This window comes from Novosphingobium barchaimii LL02, assembly GCF_001046635.1.
Lineage (GTDB): Bacteria > Pseudomonadota > Alphaproteobacteria > Sphingomonadales > Sphingomonadaceae > Novosphingobium > Novosphingobium barchaimii.
Genome location: NZ_KQ130458.1, coordinates 163,118 through 184,596, shown reverse-complemented (window position 1 = coordinate 184,596; position 21,479 = coordinate 163,118). Strand labels below are relative to the sequence as shown.

The window sequence follows — 21,479 nt, the reverse complement described above, 5'->3', positions numbered from 1 at the left end:
TCCTTTAAGTTCAGCATTTTTTGGATCAGAATGGGATCATGGCTGAGGCAGCGGATGACCTGGATGTCGTGATAGATGCCGCGGCGCTATGGCTTGCGGCGGGCCGTCATGTCGCGCTTGCCACAGTGATCGAGACCTGGGGGTCGGCGCCTCGGCGGGCGGGATCCCATCTGGTGATCCGCGACGACGGAATTTTCGAAGGCTCCGTCAGCGGCGGTTGTGTCGAAGGCGACGTCATCGTTCAGGCTCTCGAATTGATTGCGGCAGGGGGCGGCTTTCGTCGCCTGGATTATGGCGTGGCTGACGCGCAGGCCTGGGAGGTGGGACTTGCTTGCGGCGGCCGAATCTCCATCCTGTTACAGACCGTCGATGGGGCACATTTTCCGCCTGCGCTGATCGAGCGTATCGTTGATGCACGGGCGCAGGGTTTGCCGCTGGGTCTGGCGACGGATCTGACAAGCGGTGCGACCCGCGAGAATGCGGCCCCTCTGAAGGAATGGTTCTTCAATCTCTATCCTCCGCGCCGTCGTCTCGCGATCGTGGGGGCGGTTCATATCGCCCAGCTGCTCGTCCCGATGGCGCGCCTTGCGGGCTATGAGACAACCGTTATCGATCCGCGCGGCATGTTCGCGGCGGCTGCCCGATTTGATCAACCTGTAGACGAGAATTGGCCCGACGAAGCGCTTGATCGTTGGCGCCCGGACGGCGGCTCCGCGGTAGTCAGTTTGACGCATGATCCAAAGCTTGATGATCCGGCGCTGGCGCGCGCTCTGAACTCGCCGGCCTTCTATATCGGCGCATTGGGATCACGAAAAACACATGCTGCCCGGCTCGAGCGGCTCGGCGCCGCCGGCTTCACGGATAAGGAGCTCGCCCGCATCCATGGGCCGGCAGGGCTCCCAATCGGTGCGGCGGGACCAGCCGAGATCGCCGTTTCCATCCTGGCCGAGATGACGACAGTCTTGCGGAGCTCGAAGTGAGGTTTGGACGGGTATCGCTGGAAGAGGCCGAGGGTGCGATCCTGGCCCATAGCCTCTCGATTCCGGGACGCCGCTTGCCAAAAGGGCGCGTGCTCGATTGCGATGATCTGGCGGCGGTCCGGCATGCGGGATTGGAAGCGCTCACCGTTGCTCGGCTCGATACGGACGATATTGGTGAAAATGATGTCGCGATGGCGATTGCGCAGAGGCTGGCCGGAGATCATGTCCGCGCCGAACCTCCCGTCCATGGGCGGGCTGATCTGATCGCCGAGACGAACGGCCTTCTCGTTTATGCACCCGACGGCATAGGCAAGCTCAATCGGGCAACGGAGGCGATCACATTCGCCGCCGTCGCGCCGATGACGCCGGTGCGCGCGGGCGACGTGGTAGGCACCGTCAAGATAATTCCCTATGCGGTGCCCCGAGCCGAACTTGTCTCAGCGGGGCAAGTCGCGGATGGTTGCAAGGTCCGTATAGCTGCATTCGGGCCCCTCTCGGTCAATCTCGTGCAAACCAGTCTAGGCAGCGTAAGCCTCAAGCTTCTCGCCAAGACCGAAACCGTTATAAGGCAGCGAGTCGAGAGGCTTGGCGGACATTTGAATCATGTGTGGATCTGCGATCATGATGAAGCGGCTCTAACCAATTTGCTCGCGGACTCTTCGGAGGCGGATCTTGTGCTGATCATGGCGGCATCGGCGACGGCCGACCGCGAAGATGTGGTCCCCGCGGCCATTCGACAAGCGGGCGGGCGCGTGGAGCGGGTGGGAATGCCGGTCGATCCCGGCAATCTCCTGTGCCTCGGTTGGTTGCGCAGGCGGGCTGTCATTGGGTTGCCGGGTTGTGCACGTAGCCCCCTGCGTAATGGAGTTGATCTGATATTGGAGCGGCTCTTCGCTGGGTTCGGCGTGGATAGCGATGTGATCGCCGGCATGGGAGTCGGCGGTCTGCTCGGGGATGGAGGCGGACGACTCGATGCGCGCGCCCTCTAGCTGTAGAAAAACAACACTTACTTGGTTGGGATTATTGGATGTTGACCTACGACTATGATCTGTTCGTCATTGGGGCGGGCTCGGGCGGAGTGCGCGCGGCGCGGGTTTCGGCAGCCTATGGCGCGCGGGTGGCGGTCGCCGAGGAGCATCGGGTGGGCGGCACCTGCGTGATCCGGGGCTGCGTGCCCAAGAAGCTGCTCGTCTATGGCTCGCATTTCGCCGAGGATCTGCAGGATGCACGGCGCTTTGGCTGGAAGGTGCCCGATTGCGAATTTGACTGGTCGGCGCTGCGCGACAATGTGCTCGCCGAGGTCTCGCGGCTCGAAGGTCTCTACACCGAGACGCTCGGCAACAATAAGGTCGAGATCATCCGCGAGCGGGCGACCGTCGCCGGGCCGCATGAGGTGCTGCTCGGCTCGGGCCAGACGATCACCGCCGGCAAAATCCTGATCGCAACCGGCGCTTGGCCGATCGTACCCCATTTTCCGGGGGCCGAGCATGGCATCACCTCGAATGAAGTGTTCCATCTCGATACCTTCCCCAAGCGCGTGGTGATCGCAGGGGCGGGCTATATCGCCAATGAATTTGCCGGCATCTTCCACCAGTTTGGTGCGCATGTGACGCTGGTCAACCGCACCGACGTGATCCTGCGCGGCTATGACGAGCAGATCCGCGACCGGCTGCTCCAGATCTCGATGACCAAGGGGATCGAGTTCAAATTCCACGTCGCCTTCGAGAAGGTCGACAAGCAACCGGACGGCTCGCTGCTGGTGCACATGACCGGCCATGAGCCGATCCCGGCCGACATGCTGCTATTCGCCACCGGCCGACGCCCGCATACCGAAAATCTCGGGCTGGAGACGGCCGACGTCGCACTCGACGCCAAGGGCGCGATCAAGGTGGACGACGACAACCGCTCGAGCTGCGCCAGCATCTATGCGGTGGGCGACGTCACCAACCGGGTGCAGCTGACGCCGGTCGCGATCCGCGAGGGCCAGGCCTTTGCCGACACTGTGTTCGGCAATAATCCCCGCCGGGTCGATTATGGCTGCATCCCGTCCGCCGTATTCAGCCATCCGCCGATGGCGGGCGTGGGCATGACCGAGGCCGAGGCGCGCAACAAGCTCGGTGAGGTCAAGGTCTACACCTCCGACTTCCGGGCGATGAAGAATGTGCTCGCCGACCGCCACGAGCGCGCGCTCTACAAGCTGGTCGTCCATCCTGAGACCGACGTGGTGGTCGGCATCCACATGATCGGCCCCGACGCGCCTGAAATCCTGCAGGCCGCCGCGATCGCGGTGAAGGCGAGGCTCACCAAGGCCCAGTTCGACGATACCGTAGCACTGCATCCCTCTATGGCCGAGGAACTGGTGCTGATGCGGTAGGGCTTGGGTTGCCAGCTACCGACGTATGCGCCTGGGCGCTGCGTCGGTCATGCGCTTGGCCTGCCGTTCGCCTGAACGCGACCGGCAGGCCGTTAGCTGGTCATTGCGACCGAATAACAGGGTCGGCAATTCAACTATTGACGATAGCGGCGCATTTCGAGGCGAGCGATCGCGCGGTTGTGAACCTCATCCGGCCCATCCACCAGGCGCATTGTGCGGAGATGTGCATAGGCGCGCGCAAGGCCGAAGTCGTCGGCGACGCCCGCGCCGCCATGCGCCTGGATCGCATCGTCGGCGATCTTCAACGCCATATGCGGCCCCGCCACCTTGATCATCGCGATTTCCGCTTGTGCTGCCTTGGCCCCAAGCTTGTCCATCACGTCGGCGGCCTTGAGGCATAGGAGGCGGGTCATTTCAAGTGACGTCCGTGCTTCGGCGATCCGCTGCTCCCAGATGGAATGCTCTGCTAGGCGTTTCCCAAAGGCAGTGCGCGAAAGGAGCCGCTCCACCATTTTCTTCAAGATTTCCTCGGCCAAGCCAATCGTGCGCATACAGTGATGGATTCGGCCTGGCCCCAATCGCCCCTGAGCAATTTCAAAGCCGCGCCCCTCGCCGAGCAGCATATTCTCGACCGGAACGCGAACATCCTTCAGCTCGACTTCGCCATGACCATGAGGCGCATCGTCATAGCCAAACACAGGAAGCATTCGCAGAACCTTAACCCCCGGCGTGTCGAGCGGCAGGAGGATCATGCTCTGCTGAGCATGGCGCGGGGCATCAGGATCGGTCTTTCCCATGAGAATGCCGACCGAGCATCGAGGATCGCCTATGCCCGAAGACCACCATTTGCGGCCGTTGATCACATAATGGTCGCCGTCACAAACGATGGAGGTTTCGATATTGGTGGCGTCAGAGGATGCGACTCGCGGCTCGGTCATCAGAAAGACCGAGCGAATCTTCCCCTCCATCAGCGGCCGGAGCCAGCGCTCCTTATGCTCGCGAGTTCCATAGCGGTGCAGGACCTCCATGTTGCCGGTATCGGGCGCGGAGCAGTTGAACACCTCGGACGCCCATTCGATGCGGCCCATCTCTTCCGCGCAGGAGGCATATTCCAGATTGGTAAGGCCCGGAGCGACGAACTCGAAGCTGCTGTCGACGGGATTGTGGCCGGCCAGCGGCGGCATGAAAAGATTCCATATGCCGTCCGCTTTCGCGCGCTCCTTCAATTCCTCGATTATCGGCAGAGTCTTCCACCGCTCTCCACTAGCCTGCTGCGCGGCATAGGTCTCATCATGGGGCCGAACCACATCGTTCATGAAATTACGGACCCGATCACGCCACATGGTTTCCGCGGGCGACATCGTGAAATTCATATTGCAGTCCTTATCTGGCCCATGGGCATGATGACCACATGGTAATTATCATTAACCCCTGCATGATCCAAGCGATTCGATAAAAGGAGGGCATGCGCCATCTGCGTAGGCTTTTTCACTTCGAGTCGGAGATTGCAGGCCGCGAACGCTGTAAAGGAAGCCATTGTAGAACATAGAGTATGAACCAGCGCCTTTCGCCCCGGCTGGACAAGAGGGCATTTCGTCCTCTCGCAAAGCAGGCTTGTAACCATGTGGTAAGTATGCTCTGATCTTTCAGGCTGGTGCCAGGCACATGGGGCCACTGGCGATGTGGTCAAGGCTGAAGCGAAGTCAATTCGCGCAGTTGAGCATTTTCGGAGGATGAAGAATGGCTAACAGACTCGCAGGCAAGGTTGCGCTCATCACGGGTGGAGCGAGCGGGCTCGGCGCCGCTCAGGCGAAGCGTTTCGCGGAAGAAGGCGCCAAGGTCGTAATCGGCGACCTCAATGAAGAGATGGCCAAGGGCGTCGTAGCCGAAATCAGGGCTGCTGGTGGCGATGCGCTCTTCATTCGGTTGGATGTTACCGATGCGGCGAGCTGGAATAATGCGATTGCCGCTGCCGTCGAGGCTTTTGGCGGGCTTACGACTCTATCCAACACTGCCGGTATCATTCATCCTGGCGGCTTCGAGGAGGAGAGCATTGAAGGCTGGAACAAGATGGTGGCGGTCAATCAGACTGCTATCTTCCTCGGAATCAAGGCGGCAATCCCCGAGCTGGTGAAGTCGGGCAATGGCTCGATCATCAACATCAGTTCGTTGCTCGGCATGTTTCCCACCGCCGGCAATGCCAGCTACTGTGCCACCAAAGCGGCCGTGCGCATCATGAGCAAGGCGGCGGCGCTGGAGTTTGTGGACCGCGGCGTTCGGGTGAATACGATCGTGCCCGGCGTAATGAACACGCCGATCACGGCGAATGTCCCCCCTGACGTGCTGAAGCAGCAGACAAGCCAGATCCCCATGGGAAAGCTCGGTGACCCGATCGACATTGCCAACGGCGCGCTTTTTCTGGCCTCTGACGAGGCGAAATATATTACTGGCGTGGATCTGCCGATTGACGGAGGCTGGTCCGTGGGTGTTTGAACTCATTGATATTATTTGTGAAAACACAGCATTAGAAAGTGAAAGCGCGCGGCTGCGTGCCGCGCGCAAAGGGGCAGCATTAGCGGGCCAGGGGACTTGGACATTTAGTCTCACTTTTCGGTCCGGTTCCTCAGAATCCAGCTTGACTACCAACTGGTAATTGTGCTTGGATCAAGGTCCGGTGATCGGCCCAGTTGTTGTGCATCGGAAAAAAGAACCCTCAGCGACGCGGGTCTGAATTGCGCGCTCAAGCTATTTAGGAGGCACAGGATGAGCAACAGGGCTCTGTTGCAAAAATCGTGAAGCTTGAGCATGCTTGGCGGAGATTGGACGGACGGAACGATGACGGATTTCAAGTGGCGCCATTTCCAGGGTGATGTGATCCTGTGGGCGGTGCGCTGGTATTGTCGCTATCCGATCAGCTATCGCGACCTTGAGGAAATGCTGGCGGAACGCGGCATTTCGGTCGACCATACGACGATCTATCGCTGGGTCCAGTGCTACGCCCCGGAGATGGAGAAGCGGCTGCGCTGGTTCTGGCGGCGTGGCTTTGATCCGAGCTGGCGCCTGGATGAAACCTACGTCAAGGTGCGGGGCAAGTGGACCTACCTGTACCGGGCAGTCGACAAGCGGGGCGACACGATCGATTTCTACCTGTCGCCGACCCGCAGCGCCAAGGCAGCGAAGCGGTTCCTGGGCAAGGCCCTGCGAGGCCTGAAGCACTGGGAAAAGCCTGCCACGCTCAATACCGACAAAGCGCCGAGCTATGGTGCAGCGATCACCGAATTGAAGCGCGAAGGAAAGCTGGACCGGGAGACGGCCCACCGGCAGGTGAAGTATCTCAATAACGTGATCGAGGCCGATCACGGAAAGCTCAAGATACTGATCAAGCCGGTGCGCGGTTTCAAATCGATCCCCACGGCCTATGCCACGATCAAGGGATTCGAAGTCATGCGAGCCCTGCGCAAAGGACAGGCTCGCCCCTGGTGCCTGCAGCCCGGCATCAGGGGCGAGGTGCGCCTTGTGGAGAGAGCTTTTGGCATTGGGCCCTCGGCGCTGACGGAGGCCATGGGCATGCTCAACCACCATTTCGCAGCAGCCGCCTGATCGGCGCAGAGCGACAGCCTACCTCTGACTGCCGCCAATCTTTGCAACAGAGCCCATCTGCCCGCGATCCGCATCACCGATCTCCTTGCTGAAGTCGATCGATGGACCGGTTTCAGCCAGTGCTTCACGCATCTGCAAAGCGGTCGGGTTGCCGATGAACCCCGCGCTATCCTGACGGCGGTGCTCGCCGATGCGACCAATCTTGGCCATAAGCGCATGGCAGAAGCCTGCGATCTCGTGACCCAACGCCAACTCAGTTGGCTCGCCTCATGGCATTTACGCGAGGAAACCTACGGTAGGGCTCTCGCCCGGTTGGTCAATGCCCAGCACACCGCGCCGCTCGCCGCCCTGTTTGGGTCCGGGACCTCGTCCAGTTCGGACGGTCAGAACTTCCTGCTTGATCGCCGTGCTCAGGCGACCGGCGCAGTCAATCCGCACAAGGGGGCGGAGCCTGCTGTCTCCTTCTACAGCCATGTCTCGGATCGCTACGCGCCGTTTCATTCCACCGTCATCTCCGCATCCGCAAGCGAGGCGGCGCAGGTGCTGGACGGGCTGCTCCATCATGGTGCCGATCTGCACATTGAGGAGCATCACGTCGATGGTGGGGGCGTTTCCGACCATGTGTTTGCGCTATGCCATCTACTTGGATTCCGGTTCGCGCCGCGCATCCCTAACATCGCCGCGCGCCGGCTTCACCTGTTCAACGGAATCGAACCTGGCCCAGATATCGCGCCGCTGGTCGCGGGCAGGATCGACGAGGCCCTGATCGCCGCACACTGGGACGACGTGCTGCGCTTGGGCACCTCGATCCGCACCGGCGTCGTGAGTGCATCGATCATGCTGGAACGGCTCGGCTCCTATCCACGGGCCAATGGCCTGGCCTTGGCACTGCGCGAGATCGGCCGCGTCGAGCGCACCCTGTTTACACTCGACTGGATCGAGCAGCCCGAACAGCGGCGCCGCGCAACCCGCGAACTCAACAAGGGTGAGGCCGAAAATGCTCTGAAACGCGCCATCTTCTTCCACCGGATCGGCCGCATCCGTGATCACGCCCTGCAAGCCCAGACCCATCGGGCGAGCGCGCTAAACCTCGTCGCCGGTGCTATCGTCCTGTGGAACACGACCTACCTGCAAGCCGCCCGCATGCATCTTGCCAGTCTCGGCCGGTCGGTCCCGCCGGACCTGTTGCAACACCTTTCGCCGCTCGGATGGCAGCACATCAACCTCACCGGCGATTATCTTTGGACCGACCCCGATGCGCCATCGTCCGCCCTCAGGCCGCTTCGCCAGATGCACGCCGTCGAAGGTCCGGCGAAACCTTAGCGTATATCTGGGTCCGTTCTATGTACCGACCCCGTTCTGCCGATGCAGGAACAAGACGCGATCGGTCAAATGTGGCAATTCATCAACACAATCCCAAAATTCATCTTCGGGAAATGTCATGCGCGGTGACGCCATGCACGTATCTATTGATTGTTGCAGATAACAATCTGCGGCTGAATCATCGACCTCAACGAGTATCGCAAGAGCTTTTTCCATGAACTCTAGGGCAACCGCTTTCTGTTGCTCTCGATAGATATTGGAAGAATCAACCATAGCCTAGTCCTCCTTTCGGTCGCTGTAGGGAGGACGATGACTCAACAATAGGGAAATTGCACGCGCAACTAGGGCCAGATTGAGCAGTAATTTTATTACAACGGCAAGCAGCCCTCGCCTGCCCGGACAGGGGCGGCGCGTGGCATCGGCTAGATTGTTTGTTGGTCTTCCGACGATGGCTAGTCCTTGCGGGCCATCGTCGGAAGTGGACGGCCGCACAAATTGGGGGGCGTGGGCCGCGCCGGGCCTCTAGCATAAAATTACGGCCCTGCATCCCCGGCGTTGATACATTCGTCGCGCAGGGCGCTCGATTGAGCCGCCCCGATCGCGGTCGCCTCAATCGGCATAGCGAGCTGGCAATATGCACATACGCGCATAATTTCCGCTTGCGGGCTATGTATATTTGTGCATAATAGCCGCGATGGATACGGAACGGCCGGTTCGATGGGTGGCATCGTCAAAGCGCGATTTTCGGGAGTTCCCGGACGATGTGCAGGACGTAATGGGCTATGCCCTGCACCTTGCGCAGCAAGGCGGGCAGCACGCCAGCACTAAGCCGTTGAAGGGCTTTGGCGGCGCTGGCGTGGTCGAGATCATAGACGACCACCAAGGCGATACGTTCCGCACGGTCTATACGGTCAAATTCGCGGAGGCGGTCTATGTCCTGCACGCCTTCCAGAAGAAATCCAAGCAGGGCAAGGCCACGCCGCAGGCCGATATGGATTTGATCCGAACGCGGCTGAAATCCGCCGAGGAGCATCACCGGCAACACCAGACCCCGCGAGGCACAGCATGAGCGCACAGGACGAAATCATTGAGGAAGGCAGCGGCAATGTCTTTGCCGATCTAGGCTTTGCCGACCCCGACACCCACCTTTTGAAAGCCCAGCTCGTTACCCGTGTGGCCGAGGCCATGCAGGAGCGGAAGTTGACGCAGATCGCCGCCGCCAAGGTTACGGGATCTACCCAACCGGAATTGTCGCGCATCCTGCGAGGCCAGTTCCGCAGCGTCTCGGTTGAGCGGCTTCTAGCCATGCTCACCCGGCTTGGCTGCAAGGTCGATATTGTCGTGCGCCCGCAGGGGCGGACCACTGAATCGGCCGTGATCCACTTCGCCTAATGTGCGATGATTTCGCGCAAGCCCGGCTCGATATGTTCGAGGCCGGGCTATTCGGCCAAGGGCCTGCCTTCTGGCGCTGGATCGAAACCGACGCGGCGCAACCCTATCTTGCCGCTTTCGCCGCCGATCGACGGCCGCCCGAACCCGGCGAACCCTTCGCTATCGACCTTGCGGCCGACGACTTGCTTGCTCCCGATCGCCTCGCCCAGCTCGCCCTACAGATCGAGGCCGACCATGCTTGATCCCAATCCGTCCGTAGCCGACCTTGACGCATTGCTAGATCGCCACCGCAATGACGATGCGGCTATGGAAAAGATCGTTCGCGGGTATCTCCGTTGCGCGATCTACAGCTATCAGAAGCATTGCGTTTGGCGCGCCTTGCGCCACATCGGCAAGGACGATTGGAGTTTCAAAGAGGAAGACGTTGCCGCCTTGAGGGCCGAAGGCGCGAAATCCATTTCGGACTTTCGAGACTGGCTCATTGAGGAGCTGGCCGGGATGGGGATCAGCGCCCACACCGGCTTGCCGAATTGAGCGCCTAGCGCGCCGTCGCTTCAATTGCTGGCGGTGATTGTGCGCGGAATAAATCGCGGGTCCGCCGTGGGATCGGTAGGCGAAGGATGCAGCATGTCGCGCCGGAAATTCACCGCAACGGAAATAGGCGCGGCGTTCGGCCGAGCCGCCATGACGCGGGCTTGTGGAGCTGGCGCAGCCTCATAGCTGGCCATCGGCTGCACGGCCGCCGAGGTTAGGCCCCCTACCCCGCGTTCCGCTCTGGCGACGACAATTTGAGCGCGATCGAGCGGCCGAGTCTGATCGCCGGTATAGAAAGCCAGATGCCAATGATCGGCATGGCCCCGGTCCCCCGGCCCCAGCAGCTCCGCCACGCGAATACCATGTTGCGCCATCACGGCGCGGATTTGCTCGCGCGTGATCGTGTGCAGCCCGGCACGCGGCACGAAATCCACCGCCTGCCCATATTTGTGAAAGCTGTTGGCGGCCCCGTAATTGGCTTCCAGCGCCCGCCACGTATCGGTTATGCGAGCATTGAACGCAGCGGCCAAGATCGAGGCGACATAGCCCGCCGAGGCGTCGGCGCTGCCTTGGGGCTGGACGATCGCCGGTTGCGCCGCGAGCTGGCCCCCGCCCGTCGCGTCGGCCGCCGTGATCGTGAGCGGGATCGAGGCCGATCGCGCAGCAGGAGCGCCGCCGCTTACCGGGATGCCGTTCACGCTGTAGGTATTATAGCGCGAGGAAAGCCACGCCTCCCAGCGCGCACCTTTCGCCATAATCAGCGCCCGATAGCGGGCATTATGGACCGGCGTTCGGGAATGATAATTGGCAACCCGCGTCCACAGGTCGCCCTTGTCATCCCGGATATGGTTTCTGATACGCCATGCAGCGAGGTTGTAGGGATAGCACCCCGCCGCAAGCACATATTCGGGCCGGATGCCGTAGCGTGCCAGCGATTGAATATAGCTGGAATTGAGCTGCATCGAGCCAAGATCGGCGGTGTTATTGGTGTTCTGGACGCGCGCGCCGGGCCGACCGTTCTCTTGTTCCGCGACCGCCAGCATGACGTTCGCCGGAATGTTATAGCGCAGCGCCGCCGCGATCGAGCATTGCACCCGTTCTTCTATGACAACCGGAGGCAGATCAGCGGCCATGATTAGCTGTCCCCCCTTCTCTGGACGAAGGCCGCAACTTCATCCTCTGGCGTCTCCATGTCGCCCGCATCACGGGCGGCCGAAATGGTATCGCCCGCGAATTGCGCCGTGGGGGGTGGCGATGAATCGGACGAGCTGGCGGGACTGCCCGCGCCGGTCGCGGGAGCGAGCGTTTCACTTCCCGACGATGCCGAGGCGGCCGACGCGCGGATATTGGCCGCCAGTCGGCCGCCCACCGTATTTCCCACCCGCTCTTTCAAAGCGCCCACCGCCATACCAGCGGCAGCGCCGCCGAGGATGCTTGCGGTTTTCGCCGCACGGCTAAGGCCGGTGCGTTGCGTGCCGCCAGTGTCGCCACTTTCGGGCGCGCCTTCACCTTGCGAGCTGGCGGAGCTGGCCTCCCCCTCCCCCGCAGGCGAGCCACCGGCAGCGCCGCCGCCGTTGCCGTCTTCACGATCGGCCGCCTCGCTACCCGCAGCGGCGCTTGCAGCCGTGCCGCCGCCCGCGCTGGCGGCTTCCGAGCCGCCTTGAAGGCCGCTGTTGTCATTGGCCGGGGGGGAACCGCCATCGCCGCCCATAGCGACGCTAAGGGGCGTGCCGCCGCCCCCACCGCCACCGCCGCCGCCGTTATCGCCGCCTCCCGGCATGTCGCCCGCCGACGAAAGCGGTTGCCCGCCTCCCATGCCGGTTTGGCCGCCTTCACCACCGCTCCCACCAGCGGCAGCGAAGGCGGCCTTGATCGCGCTGGCTCCACCCGCAGCGTTCATCGCGCCAGCAGCGATCATAGCCCCACCCGTGGCCGCCGCCCCAGCGGCCATCCCGGCAGCACCCAGCGCGGCCCCTGCCCCAAAGGCTCCGATACCGCCCGCCGCGTGGATCGAGCCGCCGCTTATAACGCCCCCGACCATCGCGGGAACCTTGTTTACGAGCGCCAGAAGGACGACCGCGAAGACAAGCATGGTCCCTAAATCTTGGAGAGACGAACCCTCGCCCGTTGCGGGGCTCTGTTGCAAAAATCGTGAAGCTTGAGCATGCTTGGCGGAGATTGGACGGACGGAACGATGACGGATTTCAAGTGGCGCCATTTCCAGGGTGATGTGATCCTGTGGGCGGTGCGCTGGTATTGTCGCTATCCGATCAGCTATCGCGACCTTGAGGAAATGCTGGCGGAACGCGGCATTTCGGTCGACCATACGACGATCTATCGCTGGGTCCAGTGCTACGCCCCGGAGATGGAGAAGCGGCTGCGCTGGTTCTGGCGGCGTGGCTTTGATCCGAGCTGGCGCCTGGATGAAACCTACGTCAAGGTGCGGGGCAAGTGGACCTACCTGTACCGGGCAGTCGACAAGCGGGGCGACACGATCGATTTCTACCTGTCGCCGACCCGCAGCGCCAAGGCAGCGAAGCGGTTCCTGGGCAAGGCCCTGCGAGGCCTGAAGCACTGGGAAAAGCCTGCCACGCTCAATACCGACAAAGCGCCGAGCTATGGTGCAGCGATCACCGAATTGAAGCGCGAAGGAAAGCTGGACCGGGAGACGGCCCACCGGCAGGTGAAGTATCTCAATAACGTGATCGAGGCCGATCACGGAAAGCTCAAGATACTGATCAAGCCGGTGCGCGGTTTCAAATCGATCCCCACGGCCTATGCCACGATCAAGGGATTCGAAGTCATGCGAGCCCTGCGCAAAGGACAGGCTCGCCCCTGGTGCCTGCAGCCCGGCATCAGGGGCGAGGTGCGCCTTGTGGAGAGAGCTTTTGGCATTGGGCCCTCGGCGCTGACGGAGGCCATGGGCATGCTCAACCACCATTTCGCAGCAGCCGCCTGATCGGCGCAGAGCGACAGCCTACCTCTGACTGCCGCCAATCTTTGCAACAGAGCCGGTTCGTCCAGCACGCGCGTCGCCACACGCTCGGGCCATTGCCAGCTCGCCGGCGCGAGACGCGCGATCGGCCCGCCCATCAGCGCATAGAGGAACAATCCGAACACCAGGCCGCCCACGCCGGCCCATATCAGCCACATATTCTGCTCGTCGCCCCGGCGCGCGGATGCGACCATGTTTTGCAGGTCCTGGGCCGCACCCGCCATCGCCGATTTCGCCGATTGAACCTGGTGCTGCAATTCCCGCGTCGCATCGGCGACCGAAGCGTTTAAACGCTGCCCCATCGTCTCCGGGGTGAGCGTCATCGCCGGTTTCTTGGCGAGGCCGTCGATCTGGTGGACCAACGCCGCCAATATCTTTTCGGTGCGCTCCAGCGTCGGCTCATAGTCGGGAATGTCGATGTTCTCGCGCGCGGAGGTCAAACCCTCCACGGCCGCGCGCAGCAACGACACCTCGCGCCCTAGCTGGGCGAACGCACGCGCCGCGCCGTCCTCGCCTTCCCGGTCATCCTCGTCCATATTCGTTTTCTCTCCCTATCGACTCATTCCTCGATCGCGGCCGATCTCCAACCCCCGCGACAATTCGCGGCCAAGGTCGCGGCTCTGGCTCATGCCGATCTCAAGCCCCAGCTCGCGCGAGCGGTCGCGCAGGATCGATTCCACCTGGGGATCGCGCTCAAGGCTCTTTGCCATGCCCGCCATTTCCTTGCCGGCCTTCTCGCGGCCCGTCATGTCGCCGGCGCGATAAAGCCGGTCGCGGTCCTGGGAGAGCTGTTGCCAGCGCTCCACGAACCGATCGGCGCGCAAGTTGGGATCGGCGCGCACGCGCGCCTCCTGCCGCATCGCCTCGATCATCGGGCCGCTTCGCCCCGCCGCCGCGTCGCGCAGCAAGGCCGGATCGCGCTGCATCGCCGATGCGAGGTCGCGCGAGGCTCCCGGCCTGATCTGGTCCAGCGCGTCGGTCGCGCGCTCGAGCGCGACCTTCTGATGTTCCAGCACCGGCCCGCCCGATGCGCGCGCCTGCAACACCGCCTCGGCCGAACGCGAAGCCCGCTCGACCGCGCGCCGGAAATCATGGGTATGGCCCTGCTCGGCACGCGCCGGGGCTTCCTTCGCCGGCGTCGGCGTGCGCGACGACAGTTTCAGCCCATCGAACATGCCCCGCTTGGGAGCCGCTTTTTCCTTCGCGTCCTGCGCTGGCTCGGCCACTTTCGCCGGCTCGGCCGACAGCTTCAAGCCGTCGAACATGCCGCGCCGCGGCTGTCGCTCGGCCGCGGCCTTCGCATCCCCTGCGCCGCGGCCCTCGCCGATCTCGCGCGGGCGTGGATCTTCGCCCATCTGGCGCATGGTGCCAGCACGCGGGCCAAGAAACTCCACACCCTTCCGCTCGGGCGCATCCGGCAATCGGATCTCGCCCGACAGGCCGCGCCGATCGGCGAACGACTGAACCTCGGCGTCGCGGTCCCGATACATCGGATAATCCGACGCCATATCCTTCGCCCGCTCGCGCGACAGCGTGCGGACAAGCCGGCGATCGTCAGCGAAGTCGTCGCGGCCGTAATGGAGCTGCACCCCGTCACGGTGCCGCGACAACGCCACATAGGCGGCATGGCGGTCCATCCCCGGCGTCGCCAGCACATGCCCCTGATCGACCGTCACGCCCTGCGATTTGTGGATGGTCGCGGCATAGCCATGATCGACATGGGCATAATCCTTGAGGTCGAACGCGACGCTGCGGCCATCGTCAAGGCGAACGGCCATGCTGTCGGGCGACACGCGCTCGACCTTCCCCAGCGTGCCGTTCTTCACGCCAAGGCCGCGCTCATTCTTGAGGAACATGATGCGATCGCCGGTCGCGAACTCGCGCGCGCCCCGCTCGGCCGAAATCCGCACGTCCTGCCCCAGCTCGCCGGCGTCGCGCAACCGATCGCGCGCCGCGAGATTCAAATCCCGAACCTCGGCATTGGTGTGGGTGAGGATGATCCGCGTCTTGTCGTGATCGGCAAGCCGCTGCGCGTCCCATGTGTCGATCAGCTCGGCGCGGGCCGCCTCGCGCGTCTCGGCCGCGTGGACCATGCCATGCTCGGCATAGGCATGGATCGCCTCGCCGGTCCTGCCCGTCGCCAGCGCCCGCGTCGCGTCCTTCTGCCAGTCCTCATGCTGCCGGCGAACCTCGTTGATCTCGGCCGCGCCGTGGCGCTCGGCCAGGGACCGGAACGCCGCGCCCGCCTCGATCGCCTGCAACTGCTCGGCGTCGCCGACTAGGACCACCTTCGCCCCTGCCCGCTCGGCCTCGGACAATACGCGCTCCATCTGGCGCGTGCCGATCATGCCGGCTTCGTCGATCACCAGCACGTCGCGCGGGCCTAGCAGCTCGCGGCCTTGGTCCCACTGATATTCCATGCTCGCGATCGTGCGCGACTGGATGCCGGAGCCGCCCTCCAAGCCCTCGGCCGCGATGCCGGACAGGGCCGCGCCGCGCACCTGATAGCCGGCGCGCTCCCATTCGTCGCGCGCAACCCCCAACATGGTCGATTTGCCGGTGCCGGCATAGCCGACGACGATTGCAAGGTCCGACTTGCCAGTGATATGCGCCAGGGCGTCCTTTTGCTGGCCTCCCAGCGCAAGGCTTCCACTCTCGGCGGTGTCTCGCCCCCCCATTTGAGATGCCGCCGAGAGACCATGCCCCGCCCGATCCGCAAGCCGATCGCCGGCGCACTCCAACCGCTGCTCCGTCTCGATCATGTCGCGGGAAGTAAAGCGGTCCTCGCCGCGCCCGTCCGTCCCCAGCGCCACCAGCTCGGGCGAGGTCCGCACCGCGCTCATCACCTGGTCGAACTGATCCTTGCCGTCGCTGTGCCGAAACGCGAACTGCGCGAGGTCGCGCCGCGTGAACGTCGCCTGTTGCCGGGTGATCGCATCGAGCGCGATTTGCGGATTGGCGATGATCTTCTCGCCATTCTCGCGCGCGATCCGGGCATGGTCCTCGACCCGCTCGGCCTCAAGCCCCTGTTCGGGCATCCGCGACGCCGCCGGCCCGATCTTGTGTTGGGGTTCAAGGTCGATGCCCTGCGCCTCCAACGTCCGGTGATCTATGCGGGCGTCTATATCCAGCTCGGCCAACCGCTCGTTGACATGATCGGCCCAGGCCACGCGCCATTCCTGCAACAGCGCCGTGCTGTTCCACTCGCGCACCTTCTGGCCGAAGCCCTCCGGGCCAACCTCGCGCATCGACAGCATGACATGCGCGTGCGGCTTGGGTTGCCCGTCCTTGCCCATGTCCCAATGTACATTCATGTCCGCGACCATGCCGCGTTCGACGAACTGCTTTTCGACAAAATCGCGGGCGAGCTGGATGCCCTGTTGCTGGTTCAGCTCGCGCGGAATCGAGAACTCCACCTCGCGCGCCAACTGCGCGTCCTTGCGCTTCTCGCCGGCCTCAACCTCGTTCCACAAGGTCGCGCGATCGTTTAAACGCTCCGGCGCACCCTCGGGAGCCAAGATTTCCGAATGGACGACGCCGGCCTTGTTTGAGAAATCATGGTCGCGCCCTAGCCGGTCATCGTGCAGCCGTTCCGCCGCACGATAGGCCGCGCTGGCAACGGCGCTCGATCCGTTGGCGCGGCTGATGACCTTGGCCGAGAAATGGTAGATCGCCATGACAGCCTCTATACTGCCTTTCTTAGCGCACGTCGGCAACGACGTATAAGCGCGCACTCACACTCTCTGCCGTTCGCATGATTGACTTCGCCGCATTTCTTGATGGAACCGCTGTCCTGCCACCGCGATCGTGCTACGCTGCGGCTTCCATTCCTGGGCGCGAGGGAGAGAATATGCGCAAGGTTCGCGACTATGACGCGGAGCTGAAAGCACTCGGCGACAAGGCCAGGGCGATCAAGGCGAAGAAAGTCCAGCAGCTCGGCGAACTCGTCACGTCCACCGGAGCCGATGCGCTCGACGCCGATGTGCTGGCCGGCGCGCTGCTCCATATCGTCGCCGAAGCGCAGGTTGAGGGAAACCGGGAGGCGTGGCGCTCCGATGGCGCGGCCTTCTTTCAAGGTCGCGGGCGCAAGGCTGGCCGACGCGCTGGCGGCAACGGTGAAGGCGGAAGCCAAGCTAACGCAGGCGAGGAACAGGCTTGAAGCCGCCGCGCGCCGCACCGATACGAGGGGATGGGTCGTGGCCCGCCGCGAACGCACGCGCCACCTCATAGAGCTGGGCGGCCTCGTCCAGAAAGCCGGCCTCGTCGAGCTGGCCGACGACGATCGCGCTACCCTCTACGGCGCGCTGCTCGATTTGGCCGCCCGCGCGCGCGACGAGAGCAATGCGCTGGCGCTCTGGAAGCGGCGGGGCAAGCGCGCGTTCGACGCGGAAGCGGAAGCAAGGGAGGCACCATGAACAGGCTCGATGTCGAAGCGATCCGCGCCCAGGTCCGCGCGCTCGATTATGTGCGCGGCACCTCCGCCGAAATGGCGATGTGGCGCGAAGGCGATGCCGAAGCTCGCGCCAATCTCGCGATCGAAGGCATGGACCTCGACGCCGACGAACACGTACTGTTCGACATGCTGCGCGAGGAAGCCGTGCCCCCTCCCCTCGCCACCGCGATCGTCCTCAAGCTGCTCGATCATCCCGACGCCGACCCGGCGCTGGCGATCACGCCGGCGACGATCGGGGCGGCGACGATCGCCGGCGACAGGTAAGCGGCTATGGAATGGTTCCGCCAGCTCGGCCGCGCAATCCGCAACCTCGCCCGCATCGCGCGCGAGCAACCGATATGGGCGGTCACGGCCCTCGTCACCAGCCCGGTCGTGCTCATCCGCCACCTGTTCGGCGTCGTGGTCCTGTTCCTCATCACCGGCCTGGTGCTGGGCCTCGGCGTGCCGCTGATCCTCGGCAAGCTGCTCGGCCTGCCCCGCGACTCCCATATCTACCAGATCGTGACGATGCTGACGGGCCTGGTCATCATCCTCGTCACGCTGCGCGCCCTCTTCCAACCGCTGATCCTGCGCTATGGCGGTCCTGCCGGCGACGACACCCACGGCTCGGCCCGCTTCGCCACCGATCGCGAGACAAAGCCCCTTGCCCAAAATGGCGACGGCTTACTGATCGGCCGTGATCGCAAGTCGGGCAAGCTGTTGCGCTATGCCGGCCCCTCCCATCTGCTGACGATCGCGCCGACGCGCACTGGCAAGGGTGTCGGCACCATCATCCCCAATCTGCTCGATTATCCCGGCCCGGTCGTCTGCATCGACCCCAAGGGCGAGAATGCCCGCATCACCGCCCGCCACCGCGCGAAGTTCGGCCCGGTCCATGTCCTCGACCCGTTCGGCGTCACCGGCCTACCCGCCGCCGCGTTCAACCCGCTCGATCGCCTCGACCCGGACGGCCTCGATCTCGCCGACGACGCCATGACGCTGGCCGACGCGCTGGTCTATGACGCTCCCGGCGAAGCCGGCGAGGCGCATTGGAACGAGGAAGCCAAGGCGCTGATCGCGGGCATCCTCCTGTGGGTGGCCTGCGACAGCTATGCGCAAGGCGAGGATCGCACGCTGGAAGCCCTGCGCGACTGCCTCACCTTCGCGCCCGACAATTTCCAGAAGATGCTCCGGGAAATGTCGCGCAGCACGCAGGCGCGGGGCCTGATCGCGCGTGCCGCCAACCGCCACCTGGGCAAGTCCGACCGCGAGGCGGCCGGCGTGCTGTCGGCCGCGCAACGCCATACCCATTTCCTCGATTCCCCGCGCATGTCGGCGGTGCTGGGAAAGTCGGATTTCACCTTCGCCGACGTGAAGGTGCGCGCCACCACCGTCTATCTGGTGCTGCCGCCCGATCGGCTCGCCACCTATGCCCGCTGGCTGCGCCTGATGCTGGCGCAAGGGCTGACCGATCTCGCCCGCGCGCCGGCCTCCCCTGCCCGCCCGGTGCTGTTCCTGCTCGATGAATTTGCCGCGCTGGGCCGTCTCGAACCCGTCGAGCGCGCGATGGGCCTGATGGCGGGCTACGGCATCCAGCTCTGGCCGATCTTGCAGGACGTTCACCAGCTCCGCGCGCTCTACGAGCGCCGCGCCGGCACCTTCCTATCCAACGCCGGCGTCTTGCAGATATTCGGCGTCAACGATCACGACAGCGCCAAGCTCGTCTCCGATCTGCTCGGCCAGGAGACGGTCGTGTTCGAGACCATGAGCCGCGCGATCGACAGCGACGAAACCGGCATATCGTTCGGCGTCCAGCATGTCGCGCGACCCCTGCTCACGCCTGATGAAGTCCGCACGCTGCGCGACAATTTGCAGCTCCTGTTCCTCGCGGGGCAACGGCCGATCGTCGCCGCCAAGCTCAAATACTATGCCGATCGCGAGTTCGCGGGCCGCTTCGACAAGGCGTGAGGGCGTTTAAACGGCAGCCCGTCAAATCGCCATCGTTCCGATATACAAACAATATCGAAGTGATGGCGTTCCGCGCACATCATGACCCAGCTAAATCGCCTGAAAGCGCGGAAAAGCGCGCTCTGGCGTGCGAAAGGTGAGTTTTGGGGTATCGGCTCACCGTTCGCATATCGCGCGGCGGTAGATCTCGGGGCGGAAAAATCGGCCGCCTGGGAAGCCCGTAGAGCGTCATGGGCGGTTTCGACGTCCGAAACCCTGCTCAACGGTCGGAATCGCGTTGTGCGGCCCGGAAATCGCCCCTGCCGGGACGTTTCCGCGTCCCCTGCCCTCTCCGATCGAGCGTGGCCCTATCCGCTTGGCTTTTCTGGAAAGCCATTTGCAACGCTGGGTTTAGGCGGTGTGCTTGCGATAGGAGCGCGAGGCTTGCCTTCATCCCCAAATCATCAAAAGCGTGCCGGCGAAGCCGGCTCATCATGGGGATGCCGGGTGGGAGGATCGCGTAGCGATCCGGGGCGGCCGAAGGCCGCGAGCCGGCGGGGCGAAGCCCCAAGAGGCGGTGCTTTTCTTCTTCTTCGGGCGTGTCGGTGCCGCTGGCTCAGAGTTATCCACAGGCAGGGATACCCCAAAACTCACCGTTCGCCTTCTGATTCAAAGATTCTTCTTAGATTCAAGATTCAGGGTGCCTCAAACCCGCAGAAAACTTGGAAAAATGGCCTCGAAAAGTGAGTGTTGGGGTCGAGTCGCGTGAGTTTTGGGGTGGCCTTCGGTGAGTTTTGGGGTCGGTAAAAGTGAGTGTTGGGGTCGAGTCCGGTGAGCTTTGGGGTATCCGCCAAATCGACGGTGAGTTTTGGGGTAGCCCCTCCCCTGATCGCGATCGGCGAGCTTTAGGATTTGCCTAGCTCACCGTTGCTGTTAAGGTGAGGGCATGGCTTTAGCAAACTCACCAGTGAAGGAAGGCAAGGCAAAGACTGCCTCGGGTGACGAAACCGCCCTCACGCTCGCCCAAAAGGGGCGCGGAAATCCGTTCGATCCCGCCAATTACGGGGAAATCGTCAAACCCGGCGAGCTGGTCGATATTGTTGAGCTGTCGCCCCTCACCCTCGCCGATCGGCGAATCTACAATCTGCTGATCGCGAACGCCTGGGACCGGATCGGCGAGCCGGTCATTCATCGCATCGCCAAATCCGCGCTCAAGGGAACGCATCAGGGCAATGAGCGCATAGAAAGCTCGCTGCTGCGCCTGATGGGCACGATCGCGATCGTCACCATCCGCAAGGCCGGCAAGAGCTACAAGCGCCGCGTCCAGCTTCTCGGCCCCAGCGACGAAAGCCTCGAAAAAGACGGCTTCCTCTATTACCGGATTCCCGAAGAACTGATCGAGATATTGCGTAACAGCGAGGTCTATGCCCGCCTTAAGACGCAAGTGATGTATTGCTTCGAGTCGAAATACGCGCTGTGCCTCTATGAAATGATCGAACGGCGGATCGGCCTCGAATACAAGCAAAGCGAAGAGTTCGCGATTGCGGAGCTGCGCGGGCTGCTCAACGTGCCGGAAGGCAAGTTGGAGCGCTTCGCCGATTTCAACAAATACTGCCTCAAGGTCGCGCAGGACGAAATCAACAAGCTCTGTCCCTTCTGGGTCGAGTTCACGCCGATCAAGAAAGGCCGCAAGGTCGAGCGGGTTTCGATGATGTGGCTCCCGAAAACCATGAGCGGCCGCCGCGACGCACAAAACCTGATCGACCAGCATAGCATCGTGCGGCGCGCGAAGCTGCGCGGCGACATACCCGAAATGCCGGTGCTGGTGGATTTCAGCGCGCCAGCGGCCGAACGGTGAGGACCTACCCCAAAACTCACCTTTCGCGCGCTAGGGCCGCCTAG

At 63.1% G+C, this 21,479-nt stretch carries 20 protein-coding genes and 2 pseudogenes; 16 read left to right on the top strand and 6 right to left on the bottom strand.

What is annotated here, in order from left to right:
* Positions 1–38 precede the first annotated feature (38 nt).
* Genes V474_RS21480 through gorA form a run of 3 tightly spaced genes read left to right on the top strand, consistent with a single transcriptional unit; the run spans position 39 to position 3,354 of the window.
* Entirely contained in the window at positions 39–980 is a 942-nt protein-coding gene (locus V474_RS21480; RefSeq protein WP_007682022.1) for an XdhC family protein, read from the top strand.
* Positions 977–1,969, top strand: a complete 993-nt coding sequence (locus V474_RS21475; protein WP_007682023.1) for a molybdopterin-binding protein — start codon at positions 977–979, stop codon at positions 1,967–1,969. Before V474_RS21480 ends, V474_RS21475 begins: the two co-directional genes overlap by 4 nt.
* Positions 1,970–2,007: 38 nt before the next feature.
* Complete coding sequence (gene gorA, locus V474_RS21470) at positions 2,008–3,354, top strand: glutathione-disulfide reductase (RefSeq protein ID WP_007682024.1); 1,347 nt, start codon at positions 2,008–2,010, stop codon at positions 3,352–3,354.
* 134 nt (positions 3,355–3,488) lie between these two features.
* On the opposite strand, the gene V474_RS21465 is transcribed toward gorA, so the two are convergent.
* Positions 3,489–4,727 carry an acyl-CoA dehydrogenase family protein gene (locus V474_RS21465; protein WP_007682027.1) on the bottom strand — a complete coding sequence of 413 codons (1,239 nt, stop codon included), beginning with the start codon at positions 4,725–4,727 and terminating at the stop codon, positions 3,489–3,491.
* 367 nt (positions 4,728–5,094) lie between these two features.
* Here V474_RS21465 and linX point away from each other — a divergent pair, with 367 nt between their 5' ends.
* The 3 genes and pseudogenes from linX to V474_RS21450 all read left to right on the top strand — a co-directional run.
* Entirely contained in the window at positions 5,095–5,847 is a 753-nt protein-coding gene (gene linX, locus V474_RS21460; RefSeq protein ID WP_082699945.1) for a 2,5-dichloro-2,5-cyclohexadiene-1,4-diol dehydrogenase LinX, read from the top strand.
* Positions 5,848–6,189: 342 nt separating this feature from the next.
* Complete coding sequence (locus V474_RS21455; RefSeq protein WP_001389365.1) at positions 6,190–6,954, top strand: IS6-like element IS6100 family transposase; 765 nt, start codon at positions 6,190–6,192, stop codon at positions 6,952–6,954.
* A 51-nt stretch (positions 6,955–7,005) separates the two neighbouring features.
* Positions 7,006–8,277, top strand: a pseudogene (locus V474_RS21450) (Tn3 family transposase); the annotation flags it as partial.
* Between the two features lie 18 nt (positions 8,278–8,295).
* Here V474_RS21450 and V474_RS25215 read toward each other — a convergent pair.
* Positions 8,296–8,550 carry a hypothetical protein gene (locus V474_RS25215; RefSeq protein ID WP_013041563.1) on the bottom strand — a complete coding sequence of 85 codons (255 nt, stop codon included), beginning with the start codon at positions 8,548–8,550 and terminating at the stop codon, positions 8,296–8,298.
* A gap of 421 nt (positions 8,551–8,971) precedes the next feature.
* On the opposite strand from V474_RS25215, the gene V474_RS21445 reads away from it, so the two are divergent.
* From V474_RS21445 to V474_RS21430, 4 genes are read left to right on the top strand one after another with little or no spacing between them, the layout of a single operon-like run.
* Positions 8,972–9,346 carry a type II toxin-antitoxin system RelE/ParE family toxin gene (locus tag V474_RS21445; RefSeq protein WP_013041565.1) on the top strand — a complete coding sequence of 125 codons (375 nt, stop codon included), beginning with the start codon at positions 8,972–8,974 and terminating at the stop codon, positions 9,344–9,346.
* Entirely contained in the window at positions 9,343–9,669 is a 327-nt protein-coding gene (locus V474_RS21440; protein ID WP_006964370.1) for a helix-turn-helix domain-containing protein, read from the top strand. The genes V474_RS21445 and V474_RS21440 overlap by 4 nt, the downstream gene beginning before the upstream one ends.
* On the top strand, positions 9,669–9,911 hold the full coding sequence (locus V474_RS21435) for a hypothetical protein (protein WP_013041566.1): 243 nt from the start codon (positions 9,669–9,671) through the stop codon (positions 9,909–9,911). The genes V474_RS21440 and V474_RS21435 overlap by 1 nt, the downstream gene beginning before the upstream one ends.
* Complete coding sequence (locus V474_RS21430; RefSeq protein ID WP_013041567.1) at positions 9,904–10,203, top strand: hypothetical protein; 300 nt, start codon at positions 9,904–9,906, stop codon at positions 10,201–10,203. Before V474_RS21435 ends, V474_RS21430 begins: the two co-directional genes overlap by 8 nt.
* A gap of 20 nt (positions 10,204–10,223) precedes the next feature.
* Here V474_RS21430 and V474_RS21425 read toward each other — a convergent pair whose 3' ends face one another.
* Together V474_RS21425 and V474_RS21420 are read right to left on the bottom strand one after the other, a co-directional pair.
* The gene (locus V474_RS21425; RefSeq protein ID WP_013041568.1) at positions 10,224–11,336 is read right to left on the bottom strand and encodes a transglycosylase SLT domain-containing protein; all 1,113 of its coding nucleotides are present in this window, start codon (positions 11,334–11,336) and stop codon (positions 10,224–10,226) included.
* A gap of 2 nt (positions 11,337–11,338) precedes the next feature.
* A complete protein-coding gene (locus tag V474_RS21420; protein WP_021244631.1) occupies positions 11,339–12,295 on the bottom strand; it encodes a hypothetical protein in 957 nt (318 codons plus the stop codon).
* A gap of 102 nt (positions 12,296–12,397) precedes the next feature.
* On the opposite strand from V474_RS21420, the gene V474_RS21415 reads away from it, so the two are divergent.
* On the top strand, positions 12,398–13,162 hold the full coding sequence (locus V474_RS21415) for an IS6-like element IS6100 family transposase (protein WP_001389365.1): 765 nt from the start codon (positions 12,398–12,400) through the stop codon (positions 13,160–13,162).
* Positions 13,163–13,218: 56 nt separating this feature from the next.
* Here the strand turns inward: V474_RS21415 and V474_RS26705 are convergent.
* Positions 13,219–13,734: pseudogene (locus V474_RS26705) on the bottom strand (DUF6118 family protein); the annotation flags it as partial.
* Between the two features lie 15 nt (positions 13,735–13,749).
* Positions 13,750–16,875, bottom strand: a complete 3,126-nt coding sequence (gene traA / locus V474_RS21410) for a Ti-type conjugative transfer relaxase TraA (protein WP_059153308.1) — start codon at positions 16,873–16,875, stop codon at positions 13,750–13,752.
* Positions 16,876–17,048: 173 nt separating this feature from the next.
* On the opposite strand from traA, the gene V474_RS21405 reads away from it, so the two are divergent.
* The 5 genes from V474_RS21405 to V474_RS21385 all read left to right on the top strand — a co-directional run bounded on the left by V474_RS21405 (position 17,049) and on the right by V474_RS21385 (position 21,435).
* The gene (locus V474_RS21405; protein WP_059153307.1) at positions 17,049–17,357 is read left to right on the top strand and encodes a conjugal transfer protein TraD; all 309 of its coding nucleotides are present in this window, start codon (positions 17,049–17,051) and stop codon (positions 17,355–17,357) included.
* Positions 17,358–17,394: 37 nt separating this feature from the next.
* Positions 17,395–17,613: a conjugal transfer protein TraD gene (locus V474_RS21400; RefSeq protein WP_059153306.1), complete on the top strand. Its 219-nt coding sequence runs from the start codon at positions 17,395–17,397 to the stop codon at positions 17,611–17,613.
* Positions 17,610–17,915, top strand: coding sequence for a hypothetical protein (locus tag V474_RS21395; RefSeq protein ID WP_059153305.1), 306 nt, complete (start codon positions 17,610–17,612; stop codon positions 17,913–17,915). Before V474_RS21400 ends, V474_RS21395 begins: the two co-directional genes overlap by 4 nt.
* A gap of 6 nt (positions 17,916–17,921) precedes the next feature.
* Positions 17,922–19,598, top strand: a complete 1,677-nt coding sequence (locus V474_RS21390) for a type IV secretory system conjugative DNA transfer family protein (RefSeq protein ID WP_059153304.1) — start codon at positions 17,922–17,924, stop codon at positions 19,596–19,598.
* A gap of 925 nt (positions 19,599–20,523) precedes the next feature.
* Positions 20,524–21,435, top strand: a complete 912-nt coding sequence (locus tag V474_RS21385) for a replication initiation protein (protein ID WP_059153303.1) — start codon at positions 20,524–20,526, stop codon at positions 21,433–21,435.
* Positions 21,436–21,479: the final 44 nt, after the last annotated feature.

Bases quoted from the DNA above. Each gene is read 5' to 3' on its own strand.
- V474_RS21480 (WP_007682022.1), top strand. From the start codon at position 39: ATGGCTGAGGCAGCGGATGACCTGGATGTCGTGATAGATGCCGCGGCG.
- gorA (WP_007682024.1), top strand. From the start codon at position 2,008: ATGTTGACCTACGACTATGATCTGTTCGTCATTGGGGCGGGCTCGGGC.
- V474_RS21465 (WP_007682027.1), bottom strand. From the start codon at position 4,727: ATGAATTTCACGATGTCGCCCGCGGAAACCATGTGGCGTGATCGGGTC.
- linX (WP_082699945.1), top strand. From the start codon at position 5,095: ATGGCTAACAGACTCGCAGGCAAGGTTGCGCTCATCACGGGTGGAGCG.
- V474_RS21455 (WP_001389365.1), top strand. From the start codon at position 6,190: ATGACGGATTTCAAGTGGCGCCATTTCCAGGGTGATGTGATCCTGTGG.
- V474_RS25215 (WP_013041563.1), bottom strand. From the start codon at position 8,550: ATGGTTGATTCTTCCAATATCTATCGAGAGCAACAGAAAGCGGTTGCC.
- V474_RS21445 (WP_013041565.1), top strand. From the start codon at position 8,972: ATGGATACGGAACGGCCGGTTCGATGGGTGGCATCGTCAAAGCGCGAT.
- V474_RS21440 (WP_006964370.1), top strand. From the start codon at position 9,343: ATGAGCGCACAGGACGAAATCATTGAGGAAGGCAGCGGCAATGTCTTT.
- V474_RS21435 (WP_013041566.1), top strand. From the start codon at position 9,669: ATGTGCGATGATTTCGCGCAAGCCCGGCTCGATATGTTCGAGGCCGGG.
- V474_RS21430 (WP_013041567.1), top strand. From the start codon at position 9,904: ATGCTTGATCCCAATCCGTCCGTAGCCGACCTTGACGCATTGCTAGAT.
- V474_RS21425 (WP_013041568.1), bottom strand. From the start codon at position 11,336: ATGGCCGCTGATCTGCCTCCGGTTGTCATAGAAGAACGGGTGCAATGC.
- V474_RS21420 (WP_021244631.1), bottom strand. From the start codon at position 12,295: ATGCTTGTCTTCGCGGTCGTCCTTCTGGCGCTCGTAAACAAGGTTCCC.
- V474_RS21415 (WP_001389365.1), top strand. From the start codon at position 12,398: ATGACGGATTTCAAGTGGCGCCATTTCCAGGGTGATGTGATCCTGTGG.
- traA (WP_059153308.1), bottom strand. From the start codon at position 16,875: ATGGCGATCTACCATTTCTCGGCCAAGGTCATCAGCCGCGCCAACGGA.
- V474_RS21405 (WP_059153307.1), top strand. From the start codon at position 17,049: ATGCGCAAGGTTCGCGACTATGACGCGGAGCTGAAAGCACTCGGCGAC.
- V474_RS21395 (WP_059153305.1), top strand. From the start codon at position 17,610: ATGAACAGGCTCGATGTCGAAGCGATCCGCGCCCAGGTCCGCGCGCTC.
- V474_RS21390 (WP_059153304.1), top strand. From the start codon at position 17,922: ATGGAATGGTTCCGCCAGCTCGGCCGCGCAATCCGCAACCTCGCCCGC.
- V474_RS21385 (WP_059153303.1), top strand. From the start codon at position 20,524: ATGGCTTTAGCAAACTCACCAGTGAAGGAAGGCAAGGCAAAGACTGCC.